Annotated in this window: 11 protein-coding genes; 4 read left to right on the plus strand and 7 right to left on the minus strand. The window is 63.7% G+C overall.

Annotated features, from left to right (window positions below):
• Positions 1-26 precede the first annotated feature (26 nt).
• Together ACFMPD_RS01515 and ACFMPD_RS01520 are read left to right on the plus strand one after the other, a co-directional pair.
• Positions 27-1397, plus strand: a complete 1371-nt coding sequence (locus tag ACFMPD_RS01515) for a COG4223 family protein (RefSeq protein WP_380990952.1) — start codon at positions 27-29, stop codon at positions 1395-1397.
• A 10-nt stretch (positions 1398-1407) separates the two neighbouring features.
• Positions 1408-2925 carry a heme biosynthesis protein HemY gene (locus ACFMPD_RS01520; RefSeq protein ID WP_380990955.1) on the plus strand — a complete coding sequence of 506 codons (1518 nt, stop codon included), beginning with the start codon at positions 1408-1410 and terminating at the stop codon, positions 2923-2925.
• 61 nt (positions 2926-2986) lie between these two features.
• Here the strand turns inward: ACFMPD_RS01520 and pncB are convergent, their stop codons facing one another.
• Together pncB and pncA are read right to left on the minus strand one after the other, a co-directional pair.
• Complete coding sequence (gene pncB / locus ACFMPD_RS01525) at positions 2987-4276, minus strand: nicotinate phosphoribosyltransferase (protein WP_380990958.1); 1290 nt, start codon at positions 4274-4276, stop codon at positions 2987-2989.
• Between the two features lie 70 nt (positions 4277-4346).
• The gene (pncA, locus tag ACFMPD_RS01530) at positions 4347-4937 is read right to left on the minus strand and encodes a bifunctional nicotinamidase/pyrazinamidase (RefSeq protein ID WP_380990960.1); all 591 of its coding nucleotides are present in this window, start codon (positions 4935-4937) and stop codon (positions 4347-4349) included.
• A 103-nt stretch (positions 4938-5040) separates the two neighbouring features.
• Between pncA and trhO the strand changes: the two genes are divergently transcribed.
• Entirely contained in the window at positions 5041-5949 is a 909-nt protein-coding gene (gene trhO, locus ACFMPD_RS01535; protein WP_380990962.1) for an oxygen-dependent tRNA uridine(34) hydroxylase TrhO, read from the plus strand.
• 41 nt (positions 5950-5990) lie between these two features.
• Here the strand turns inward: trhO and ACFMPD_RS01540 are convergent, their stop codons facing one another.
• From ACFMPD_RS01540 to ACFMPD_RS01555, 4 genes are all read right to left on the minus strand, one after another.
• Positions 5991-7211, minus strand: coding sequence for an MFS transporter (locus tag ACFMPD_RS01540; RefSeq protein WP_380990964.1), 1221 nt, complete (start codon positions 7209-7211; stop codon positions 5991-5993).
• Between the two features lie 9 nt (positions 7212-7220).
• Positions 7221-8093: an IS630 family transposase gene (locus ACFMPD_RS01545; RefSeq protein WP_380990967.1), complete on the minus strand. Its 873-nt coding sequence runs from the start codon at positions 8091-8093 to the stop codon at positions 7221-7223.
• Positions 8094-8339: 246 nt separating this feature from the next.
• Positions 8340-8876, minus strand: a complete 537-nt coding sequence (gene thpR / locus ACFMPD_RS01550; RefSeq protein WP_380990970.1) for an RNA 2',3'-cyclic phosphodiesterase — start codon at positions 8874-8876, stop codon at positions 8340-8342.
• Between the two features lie 5 nt (positions 8877-8881).
• Positions 8882-9868 carry a 2-hydroxyacid dehydrogenase gene (locus tag ACFMPD_RS01555; RefSeq protein ID WP_380990972.1) on the minus strand — a complete coding sequence of 329 codons (987 nt, stop codon included), beginning with the start codon at positions 9866-9868 and terminating at the stop codon, positions 8882-8884.
• Positions 9869-10027: 159 nt separating this feature from the next.
• Here ACFMPD_RS01555 and ACFMPD_RS01560 point away from each other — a divergent pair, with 159 nt between their 5' ends.
• The gene (locus tag ACFMPD_RS01560; protein WP_380990974.1) at positions 10028-10516 is read left to right on the plus strand and encodes an SH3 domain-containing protein; all 489 of its coding nucleotides are present in this window, start codon (positions 10028-10030) and stop codon (positions 10514-10516) included.
• A gap of 37 nt (positions 10517-10553) precedes the next feature.
• Here ACFMPD_RS01560 and ACFMPD_RS01565 read toward each other — a convergent pair whose 3' ends face one another.
• Positions 10554-11942 (minus strand): sensor histidine kinase, encoded by a 1389-nt coding sequence (locus tag ACFMPD_RS01565; RefSeq protein WP_380990976.1) that lies wholly within the window; start codon positions 11940-11942, stop codon positions 10554-10556.
• Positions 11943-11946: the final 4 nt, after the last annotated feature.

An 11946-nucleotide genomic window follows, 5' to 3' on the forward strand; every position in this document is an offset into this window, starting at 1 on the left:
ATTGAGAATCAAAGGGGTAGTGCAAGGTGGCTGACAGCAAAAAGTCCGGAAAGGACAATAACGCCGACCGCGGGGACGAAACACCGAACCCGACCGGAACCTCGGAGGCCGATGACCTGTCGCCAAAAACCGCCGACCTGAACCCGGAGGCAACGGACAGTAGCGGTACAGAACCCCTTGTCCTGACCGAGGCCGCGATTGATCCACTTTCCGAAGCCGAAGCCGAAGCCGAAGCCGAAGCCGAAGCCGATCCTGTCGCCGCACCCTGGGCAAATGCCAATGATGGGGACCAAACCCGGGCGGACACCGGGGTCGATCCTATACCGACCACGGCAAAATCCGGCGAGGCCGGGCAGGTGCAACAGGTCGTGGAAAAACGCGGCGGTTTTGGGGCTGCCCTGCTGGGTGGCCTGATCGCCGCCAGCCTCGGGTTCTTTGCGGCCCGGTCCGATGCGCTGAACCCGATTTTGCCGGATTTCCTGAAGTCGGCAGATTTTTCCCAGGACATTGCGGACCTGAAATCCGACCTTTCCGCGCAGGCAAGCAGCCTGACGGAGTTGAACAGTTCGGTGGCGGCAATCGAAATTCCCGATCTGGCCCCGGTCGATGCGGCGCTGGCGCAACTGACGGCCAATACGGCTCCGCTGTCTGAATCTCTGGCGGCCCAAGAGGCTCGTCTGGCCGAGGTCGCCGATCTGCTGGCCAACATGGACGCGCGGTTGACCGATGTCGAAAAACGCCCGATCGACGAGGGCGTGTCGGACGCGGCGATCGCGGCCTATGAACGCGAACTGGCTGCCTTGCAGGCGGCCATGGCAACTCAACGGGCCGAAGTCGAGGATCTGATCGCGAACGCGCGCCAGATCAAGGCCGAAGCGGTCGAGCTGCGGGAAAACGCCGATGCTGCGGCGAAACAGGCGGCAAACCGGGCGATACTGGCGCAACTGCGCGCGGCGCTGGATGCTGGTGAGCCTTATCAGTCTTGGCTGGATACCCTGACCGACGGCGGTGTCGAAATTCCGGCCGATCTGGCAGCACCCGCCCAGGACGGGGTGGCGACCCTGACGGCGCTTAGCGCCGCCTTTCCGCCGACGGCCCGCACGGCATTGGCCGCCGCGCGCGAACAAAAGGATGCAACCCGCGACGTTCAGTCGTTCCTGGAACGGCATCTGGGTGCCCGTTCGGTCGAGCCGCGCGACGGCGATGACCCAGATGCGGTGCTGTCCCGGGCCGAAGCCGCGGTGATCCAGGGCCGCTTGTCCGATGCGCTGGACGAGATCGCCACGCTGCCCGAACCGGCCCAGATGGAAATGGCCAACTGGGTGGAGCAGGCCAAAACCCGTCTCGCCACCGTGAAAGCTGCCGATGCCTTGGCCGCAAGCCTGAACACCAACTGAAGGACCTGCCATGTTGTGGTCACTTATCAAGATCCTCGTTTTTGTCACGATCATCGCGTTGCTTGCGCTTGGGGCGGGATACCTGATGGAATCCAAAGGCGGGGTGCAGATCACGCTCGCGGGCACAGAATACACGCTGGGGCCGCTGCAATCGGCAATCGCAGCAATGGTTCTGGTGGTTCTGGTCTGGCTGGGATTGAAACTGCTCAGCCTGCTTGTGGCGACGTTGAGATTCCTGAATGGCGATGAAACCGCCTTGTCGCGTTATTTCGACCGAAATCGTGAACGCAAGGGGTTCCAGGCCCTGTCCGACGGCATGCTGGCGCTGGCTTCGGGCGAGGGCAAGCTGGCCATGTCCAAGGCCGCCAAGGCGGAAAAATACCTGCAGAAGCCCGAGTTGACGAATCTGCTGACGGCGCAGGCGGCGGAACTGACCGGTGACACGCGCAAGGCTGCGGAGACTTACAAACAGCTGATCCAGAATGACACGACGCGGTTCGTCGGCGTGCGCGGAATCCTGAAACAGAAGCTGGCCGAGGGCGACACCGAAACGGCGCGCAAGCTGGCGGAAAAGGCCTTTGCGCTGAAACCGCGGCACGAAGAGACTCAGGATGTCCTGCTGAAATTGCAGGCGCAGGCGCACGACTGGGCCGGGGCGCGCAACACACTGAACGCAAAATTGAAATCCGGCGCTCTGCCGCGCAACGTCTATACCCGGCGCGAGGCGGTTCTGGCTTTGTCCGAAGCTCAGGATGTGATCGATGAGGGTGCCAGCATCGAAACCCGCGAACAGGCAATCCAGGCCAACAAGCTGTCTCCTGATCTGGTGCCGGCGGCAGCTATGGCGGCGCGATCCTATATCGCAAAGGGCAAACCGGGCAAAGCTGTTCGGGTGCTGAAAAAGGCCTGGATGGCACAACCGCACCCGGACCTGGCGGCGGCCTTTGCCGAAATTGAACCGGATGAGACCCCACAACAGCGGATCAAGCGGTTCGCGGCCCTGACCAGCATCCAGCCCCGGCATCAGGAAACCAGGCTGGTTCTGGCCGAACTGAACATCGTCGCCGAGGATTTCCCCGAAGCCCGCCGAGCCCTGAGCGAACTGGTCGAATCCGGTGGAGACGCCCGGGCTCTGACCCTGATGGCGGCAGTCGAACGCGGCGAGGGTGCGCCCGACGCGGTCGTGCAGGGCTGGCTGACAAAGGCGCTGAACGCGCCGCGCGGCCCGCAATGGGTTTGCCAATCCTGTCACCACATTCACGCGGCTTGGGCACCGGTCTGCGAGGAATGCGAAAGCTTTGATACGCTGGAATGGCGGACTCCGCAAGCCTCTGAAATCGGCAGCGCCACCGGGGTTCACATGCTGCCACTGATCGCCGGCAAAACCGAGGACGCGCCCGCTGATCTGCCGGACGAGGCAGCAGCCGATCTGATCGACGCAACCGTGACCGAGACGGATGCCGACACAGTCTCGCCCGAGGTGTCCAAAAAGGTGGTCGAACCCGAGGTGCAAAAAGCCCCCGGCTGATACCGCGCTGATTTTAGGGTGGGTTTGCGTGGCACCGTCCCTCGGGACAGTGCCGCGCCGGTCAGACCACGACTTTCAGTCGCTCTTGTTCACCGACTCCGAACACGCGTTTGTACCGGGCGATCTGATCTGACGGTCCCATTGCCTTTTCCGGGTTGTCCGACAGTTTCACCGTCGGCCTGCCATTGGCGGCAACCGCCTTGCAGACCAGCGAAAACGGTGCCAGCCCGTCATCCGGCACCAGGCCGCGGAAATCATTGGTCAGCAGGGTGCCCCAGCCAAAGGACACATTGGTTCGGCCGGCGAATTGTCCGTGCAACTCGATGATCTTGTCCACGTCCAGACCGTCGGAAAAGATCACCCGCTTGGTGGTGGGGTCCTCTCCACGGGCGCGCCACCAGTCGATCGCGGTTTCCGCACCCTTGGCCGGATCGCCGCTGTCGATGCGAATGCCGGTCCATCCGGCCAGCCAGTCCGGGGCATTTTCCAGGAAACCGCTGGTGCCATAAGTGTCGGGCAGGATGATTCTCAGATTTCCTTCATGCTCTTCGTGCCAGTCCGACAGCACCTCGTAGGGTGCGCGCGCCAGGGCCGCGTCATCCTTGGCCAGCGCGGCATAGACCATGGGCAATTCATGGGCATTGGTGCCAATCGCCTCGACCTCCCGGCGCATGGCGATCAGGCAGTTCGAGGTGCCGGTGAATTTCGGGCCCAGCCCCTCGCTCAGGGCCTGAACGCACCAGTCCTGCCACAGGAAAGAATGCCGCCGCCGGGTTCCGAAATCGGCGATTCCCATTTTCTCCAGCGGTCGCAGGCGCTCGACCTTTTCCCAGACGCGGGTCATCGCGCGTGCATAGAGCACCTGCAATTCGAACCGCCCCATGTCGTTCAGCACCGAGCGACCGCGCAGTTCCATCAACACGGCCAAGGCCGGAATTTCCCACAGCATGACCTCGGGCCAGGTGCCTTCAAAGGTCAGTTCGTACTGGTCGCCCCGACGTTCCAGATGATAGGCGGGCAGGTGCAGGTTTTCGAACCATTCCATGAAATCCGGGCGGAACATCTGCCGCTTGCCGTAAAAGGTGTTGCCGCGCAGCCAGGTGCTTTCGCCGCGGCTGAGCGACAGCGAGCGGATATGATCCAGTTGTTCGCGCAGCTCGCCCTCGTCGATCAGCCGGGCCAGCGGAACATGACGGGACCGGTTGATCAGTGAAAACGTGACCTGGGTATCGGGCCTGTTGCGGAATACCGATTGGCACATCAGCAGTTTGTAAAAATCCGTGTCGATCAGGGATCGCACGATCGGATCGATCTTCCACTTGTGGTTATAGACGCGAGTTGCGATGTCCACAGGCGACTCCTTGGCTTTTCCCTGTTAGATCAAGGGGCCGTGCATAAGTCCAGAACCCACGTGCCCGGGGTCAGAGTTGCACGCCAGCGTCGCGCATTGCCGTCATTGCCGCTGCCAGGGATCCGTCCAGATCAATGGCCCGGCAGGCATCCAGCGCCACCGAGACCGTAAACCCCAGGCGTGCCGCGTCGACCGCCGAATAGTGCACGCAGAAATCTGTTGCCAGCCCGGCCAGGGTCAGTTGCCGGATTCCGCGGCTGTGCAGATAGCCCTCCAGCCCTGTCGGCGTGGTCCGGTCATTTTCGAAAAAGGCCGAATAGCTGTCGATTTCCGGACGAAACCCCTTGCGCAATATCAGGTCGCCATCGGTCCGCAGATCGGGGTGAAAAGCGGCACCCGTGCTGCCCTGTACACAATGATCGGGCCACAGGATCTGGGCGCCATAGGGCATGTCGATCATGTCATAGGGCGCCTTGCCCGCATGCGATGTGGCAAACGAGCCATGCCCCGCCGGGTGCCAGTCCTGGGTCAGAATCACCGTGTCGAACCGGGGCATCATGTCGTTGATCGCCGGGACCACGGCATCGCCATCCGGCACCGCCAGTGCGCCGCCCGGGCAGAAATCGTTCTGCACATCGATCACGATCAGGGCATGGCTCATGGCAATTCTCCTCGCTTTCGGCCCCTTCATGCCTAGGCATGCCGTTGCGGCGCGTCAATGCAGGCCCTTGATTGGCCGCACCTTGCGGTCTAGATCGGCGCGCATGTATACAATCGCCGCCCTCTATCATTTCACCCGTTTTGCCGCGCCTGCCGATATACGGGCGGGCCTGTTGGATCTGTGCACGGCGCAGGGCGTCAAGGGCACGCTGCTGCTGGCGTCCGAGGGGATTAACGGCACGATCGCCGGATCGCGCGCCGGCATCGATGCGGTGCTGGCGCATATTCGTGCGCTGCCGGGCTGCAGCGATCTGGTCTGGAAGGAATCCACCAGTTCACATGCGCCATTCGGCAAGATGAAGGTGCGGCTGAAGAAAGAAATCGTGACCATGGGTCAGCCGAATGTCGATCCCACCGCACGGGTGGGGCATTATGTCGAACCGCAGGAATGGAACGCGCTGATCCAGAGTCCGGATGTCGCGGTGATCGACACTCGCAACGACTACGAGGTCGCGATCGGCACGTTTGACGGTTCGGTCGATCCCAAGACCCGTTCTTTTCGCGAGTTCCCGGCTTGGTGGGCAGCCAATCGCGAGCGTTTTCACAACAAGCGCATCGCGATGTTCTGCACTGGTGGAATTCGCTGCGAGAAATCCACCAATTACCTGCTGAGCCAGGGGGTCGAGGATGTCTATCACCTCAAGGGAGGCATTCTGAAATATCTCGAAGAGGTTCCGGCTGAAGACAGCACCTGGAGCGGTGAATGTTTCGTGTTCGACAACCGCGTCAGCGTCGGTCACGGTTTGGCCGAAGGTCCGCATGAGCTGTGCCATGGATGCCGGCGGCCGATCCTGCCGGCGGACAGGGACAGGCCGGAATTCGAGGCGGGCGTGTCCTGTCATCACTGCATCGCGGAAACCTCACAGGCCGACAAGGCACGCTTTCGCGAACGGCAACGCCAGATCCGCCTGGCCCGGACCCGGGGCGAAACGCATCTTGGCGGCATGGAATAAATCGATCCGGCCTGCGGCCGGTCCTTGTGCGTCGCTGGACCTCAGGTCGCCGCGACCCGTGGTGCGCGCGGACGGGACCGCAGCAACAGCATCAGCATGATCGCGATGTTGGCGCCGTTCCAGGCGATGCCGTTCAGGAAGGCCATGCGATAGCTGCCGGTCAGGTCATAGATCCAGCCGGACATCCATCCGCCAAGCGCCATGCCGACAATGGTCATCATCAGAACGAACCCGACTCGCGTTCCCGCTTCTTTTGCCGGCATGTATTCGCGGACTACCAGTGCATAGCTGGGGACGATGCCGCCCTGTGATAGTCCAAAGATCGCACTGACGACATAGAGTGAGACCATGCCGTCATAGGGCAGATACAGAAACAATGCGATGCATTGCAGCACCGATCCGATCAACAGGGTCGCCACGCCACCCAACCGGTCGGCGACCAGACCCGAAATCAACCGGCTGACGACTCCGCCCAGCAGCATCAGCGACAGCATTTCCGATCCGACCGCAGGCCCATAGCCCAGACCGACGCAGTAGGCGACGATATGCACTTGCGGCATGGACATCGCCACGCAGCAGGCAATGCCTGCCAGGCCCAGTATGTACTGCAGCGCGCGGGGTGAGAAGCCGGTGCCGCGGGTTCGCTTTTCGGAAACGGCTTCGGCCAACCCATGCGCCTGCAGCGGCAACTTGCGGCGCAGAGAAAAGGACAGGGGAATCAGTGTGGTCAATGTGATCAGGGCAAGTGCCAGATAGACTTGACGCCAGCCGCCATCGGCCAGCATGTCCGACAACAGCATTGGCCAGATGGACCCGGACAGGTAGTTGCCGCTTGCGACAAGCGCGACAGCGATGCCGCGCCGTTTCAGGAACCAGTGTGATATGTCAGCGATCAGCGGCCCGAATCCGACGGCCGTGCCCAGCCCCAGAAGCAGGTGTGCAATTGACAGACCGATCATTCCAGGAGCGAGAGCCGACAGTACATAACCCAGCACGATGCTCGTCGAGGCAATATTCAGTGCAACAGTGATGCCGACACGGTCGACCACTCGCCCGATCAGAAAGTTACCCGCGGCAAAGCCGATCATCGTCAAGGTATAGGGCAGGGCGGCCTCGGCCCGTCCGACGCCGAATTCGGTTTCGATGGCCGGTAAAACAACGATGACGGCCCACATGCCGACATTGGCCACCATCGCGATCGCCAGTGTGATGCTCAAACGCAGCCAGGAATACCGGCTGTCATGAATGTCGAGATCGGTCATAGCCGCAGCCTAGTCACCCGAATCTAGATTTCGCCGCATGGGGTTCGCTGTTTTCTCTGGCCGAACCTTTTGACGGAAGCGCTGCGCCGCTCGGCCGCGCCGGGCGCCAAGGGAAGGACGGGTTGCTCGCGGTCGAGGGCCCGGATTTGGGATTTTCCGTCCACACAATACGATAGCCCGGTTCGGCGGTGACAGGTACAGCCCGACGATGTCCTGAACCTTGTCCCCAAAGAGCGGATCGGTGGATAGCTTGAACGTCTCGCTGCGATGTGGTCGCAATCCGAACGCAGTCCAAATCCGCCGGATCGTCGTGTGCGACAGGCCCGTTGCCGCCGCCATCGAGCGGATCGACCAATGGGTCGCATCCCCGGGGCTGGAGTTCAGCGTGCGCTCGATGACCTCGGCGACTGGCTCATCCGACACGGTGCGTGGGCGACCGGGGCGGTATTCGTCGGTGAGGCCTTCGATCCGATCCCGTACAAACCGCCTGCGCCATGTGCCGACCGTGTGCGCATGCACGCCAAGCTGTGCCGCCACTTCCTTGCCGGGCAAACCTTCGGCGCACAACAGGATCATCCGACAGCGGTCTGATAGAGACCGTGGTGCCTGGTGCCGCCGAACCTGACCTTCGAGAAATCGGCGCTCTTGGTCGCTCGGCACCACCGCATCCGCAACCCGCCCAACCATCGCAACACCTCCTGAACCTCGGTCCAGAAAATGATACGAATTACAGCTCCAGATGACTAGGCCCGTCAAACCACCCTGCTGCGCGGCGCGTTCGGCCAGATAGGCGGGTTCCAGCAAGCCCAGGATTTGCCCGACGGTCAGCGCCCCGGACCAGGGTGGCCCCATACCGCAGATGTCATGGGCGCGTTCGCGCATGCCATAAATCGCCGGATCGACCTGGGACAGCCCCCGGGATTTCCGGGCGCCTCTGTCACCGCCCGCACGATATCGCCGGCCACCGGGCCGCTGTAAGTTCCCGGCTGCCCCTGATCCACCGGGATGCGCAGGGTATCGGCATAGTCCGGGTTGCGCAGGATGTCCTGGGCCAGCAGCGGCGCCTCGTCGGGCAGGACATAGGCGGCCGCGAACAGCCAGGCACAGCGGACGGCGCCCCAGCAAGGCTCAGGTCAGCGCATAGCGCGCCATTTCGTGATAGACCGCACCGTCCGGGTGCAACTCGGAACGCATCAGCGCGATGGCCGATACCGGAAAGGCCGGGACCGAGAAACCGGCCTCGACCGCCAGGAACTGTTGCAGGCGCTGCGCCGCAGCCGGGCTGGCCCGCACCCGGGCCAGCGTCACATGCGGATGGAACCGCCGGCGCGGCAGCAGGATTCCGGCGCGCCGGACCGCCCCCAGAACCTGACGGCGCAATTCGTCCAGCGCCGCGGTTGGCACCGCCTGGGCAAAGACCAGGCGCGGTCGGTCGCCGCCGTAGCAGCCCAGACCGGACAGGTCCAGGATCAGGGCGGTCAGAGGCAACGCCGCCAACTCCTCGTGCAGCGCCTCGAGCACCTGCACCGGTTGATCGTCCAGAAAAGCCAGCGTCAGATGCAGGTTGGCCCGCGGCACGATCCGCCCCACCGGCAGCCGCGTCTGCACCTGCGTCAGCGCGTCGGTCGCCGCCTCGGGCAGGGCGATGGCGACAAAAGCGCGCAACGCCCTTACAGCATGGCAGGAACGACCTGATCCGGTGGCCGGTGGCCGTCTTCGAAGGTCTTGATATTGATGATCACCTTTTCGCCCATCTCGATCCGCCCTTCCAGCGTCGCCGACCCCATATGCGGCAACAGGACCACGTTGGGCAACTCGCGCAGGCGCGGGTTCACCTGGGTGCCGTGCTCGTAGACATCCAGCCCAGCCCCGGCCAGTTCGCCCGCGCGCAGCATCCGGGTCAGGGCGTTTTCGTCGATCACCTCGCCACGGCTGGTGTTGATGACCACCGCCGTGGGTTTCAGCAGCTTCAGCCGCCGCGCGTTCAGCAGGTGAAACGTGCTGGGAGTCGAGGGGCAGTTGACCGAGATCACATCCATGCGCGACACCATCTGGTCCAGACTGTCCCAATAGGTGGCACCGTATTGTTCCTCGACCTCGGGCCGCAAACGTTTGCGGTTGTGATAATGCACCTGCATGCCAAAGGCGACGGCGCGGCGGGCGACGGCCTGCCCGATACTGCCCATGCCCAGAATGCCCAGACGCCGGCCGCCGACGCGGCCGCCCAACAGCGCAGTGGGCGCCCAGCCCTGCCATTCGCCCTTTTGCATCACGGCCAGGCCTTCGGGGATGCGCCGGGTCACCGCCAGCAGCAGCGCCATGGTCATGTCGGCGGTGTCATCGGTCAGAACACCGGGCGTGTTGCTGACCAGAATGCCGCGCTGTCGCGCGGTGGCAACGTCGATATGGTCGACCCCGGCGCCGTAATTGGCGATCAGTTTCAGGCGCCCGCCGGCCTGCGCGATCAGGCGCGCGTCGATCTCGTCGGTCACGGTCGGCACCAGCACATCGGCCCCGCGCATGAGCTCGGCCAGTTCGCTGCGACCCAGCGGCGTGTCGTCGTCGCGCAACCGGACATTGAACAACTCACTCAGACGGGTTTCAACCTCATCCGGCAACCGTCGCGTAACAACAACACTCAGACGTTCTCTTGGCACTCTGGCTCTCCCACCACTTTTCAAATCAGCTCGCGGGCTGCATGGTGACGCAGGAACAGGCGGGGCACAAGAACCCCCGGGTGGAAAAACCGTCGCGCATGCACGGACGTAACAGGCACACTGGCAGTGACAGGTTCGGGATCAGTTTGGCAGCATCTTTTGGCGGCGTGCCTGGCCGCCTGTCTGTTGGTCGGGACGGCCGCCGCGCAGGTCGCGCCCAAACGCGGACCGGTGACGAATTTGCCGATGCCGCGCTATGTCTCGATGAAGGCCAGCGAGGGCAATGTCCGCCGTGGCCCGTCCCTGACCCACCGCATCGACTGGGTGTTCAAACGCCGCGACATGCCGCTGCAGATCACCGCCGAATTCGGTCACTGGCGTCGGGTCCAGGACCGCGACGGCGCCGGCGGATGGGTGCATTACGCGCTGTTGTCAGGCGTGCGCACGGTGCTTGTGGAAAAGGACATGCTGCCGGTCCATGCCCGCCCCGATCCGCAATCGCCGGTCAACGCAGCCTTTGAACTGGGCGTGGTGGCGCGGCTGGGAAAATGTCTGGACGACTGGTGCCGCATCAGCGCCGGCGGGTATCGCGGCTGGGCGGAAAAACGGCACCTGTGGGGCGTATTGCCCGACGAGCTTCGCGACTAAGCCCGCCCCAGCCGGCGCCTCTGACTCCCAACCGATATCAGGCCGTCGCGTCCGAGGCGGCCCTGCGATCTGCGCCGGCCCGTTCCCGCCGGTCCGCGCCCTTCTGAACCGGTGTGGCAAAGGTCAACGCGACGCGCAGCCCGGGGCGGTTGTCGCTCAGCACAAGCTTGGCGTCGTGCAGCCGCGCCACCACCGCAACCAGGCTCAGCCCCAGCCCGCTGCCGGGGGTCATGCGGCTGCGGTCCAGCCGATAGAGCCGCTGCAGCACGTTTTCGGTCTCGGCCGCCGGAATGCCCGGCCCGTCATCGGCGACGCTCAGCACCACGGCGTCCGAGTGACGCGCCAGTTGCAGCGTCACGGTCGTGCCCGCCGGGGTGTGACGCAGCGCGTTTTCGACCAGGTTGGCCAGCAATTGCAGCAACAGGTTGCGATCCCCCGCGACCTGAAACCCGCCTTCGCCGATATCCGCGCACAGGCGGTGTTCGGTCTCGCTGGCTGCCGGCTCATACAGTTCGATGCAGGTCATCACCACCGCGGCCAGATCGACGCTGGCAAAGCGCGACCGGGGCGTGCCGGATTCGATCTGAGCGATCTGCAGCAGCGCGCCAAAGACCGACACGATGCCGTCCAGTTCGCGGCGGGCCCGGTCCACCAGATCGCCTGCCGGACTGTCCGGCTCGGTCTGCTGCGCCAGATCCTGCAGGTGAACCGCGACGCGCTGGATCGGGGTTTTCAGGTCATGGGCGATATCCGAGGACACCTGACGGATCGCCGCGACCGAGCTTTGCTGGGCCTGCGCCATCTGGTCGATCTTTGCAGCGATCTCTGCCAGATCGCCGGACCAATCGGGGACCGGCCCGACCCGCGCCTGCAGATCGCCTGACGTCAGCCGGTCCAGCGTGCCGCCGATGGCGGCGACGTTACGCGCGCTGCGGCGCGCCAGGAACAGCCCGCCGGTCAGTGCGATCAGGATGGTCGGCCCCAGACTGAGCATCAGGATGTTCAGGAAACCGCGGCGCAATGCCTGGATGTCCGAGAGGTTGCGGGCGACGGTCAGCTGACCGCCATACAGCGCCGTTGTCAGGGCCAGATACTGCCCCTGCAATGTCGGGCTCTGCTCGGACAGCGAGAGGAAATGATAGCCCTCGTCATCGCGCGCGATCACCGCATTGCCATATTGACGCCGGTCCGGGCCGAAATAGCTGAGAACCATGCGTTCCGGGTCGGTGCCCCGGGCCTCTGCCTCGACCAGGGCGGCCAGCGCCGCCGCATTGGGGGCCGCCCGAAAGCCGGACATGTCTTGTGTCAGATCCTGGCGAATCGCCTGCTCGACCGACCGTTGGGTAAAGACATAGCTGGCCGTCAGGCTGATCAGGCTGACGGCCGAGAACAGCACCACCAGCGCCAGCGCCAGTCTCAGCGGCATCGAG

This window comes from Sedimentitalea sediminis (genome assembly GCF_042687825.1).
Classification (GTDB): Bacteria; Pseudomonadota; Alphaproteobacteria; order Rhodobacterales; family Rhodobacteraceae; genus Sedimentitalea.

Bases quoted from the DNA above. Each gene is read 5' to 3' on its own strand.
- ACFMPD_RS01520 (WP_380990955.1), top strand. From the start codon at position 1,408: ATGTTGTGGTCACTTATCAAGATCCTCGTTTTTGTCACGATCATCGCG.
- pncA (WP_380990960.1), bottom strand. From the start codon at position 4,937: ATGAGCCATGCCCTGATCGTGATCGATGTGCAGAACGATTTCTGCCCG.
- trhO (WP_380990962.1), top strand. From the start codon at position 5,041: ATGTATACAATCGCCGCCCTCTATCATTTCACCCGTTTTGCCGCGCCT.
- ACFMPD_RS01540 (WP_380990964.1), bottom strand. From the start codon at position 7,211: ATGACCGATCTCGACATTCATGACAGCCGGTATTCCTGGCTGCGTTTG.
- ACFMPD_RS01545 (WP_380990967.1), bottom strand. From the start codon at position 8,093: ATGCGCGAACGCGCCCATGACATCTGCGGTATGGGGCCACCCTGGTCC.
- ACFMPD_RS01565 (WP_380990976.1), bottom strand. From the start codon at position 11,942: ATGCCGCTGAGACTGGCGCTGGCGCTGGTGGTGCTGTTCTCGGCCGTC.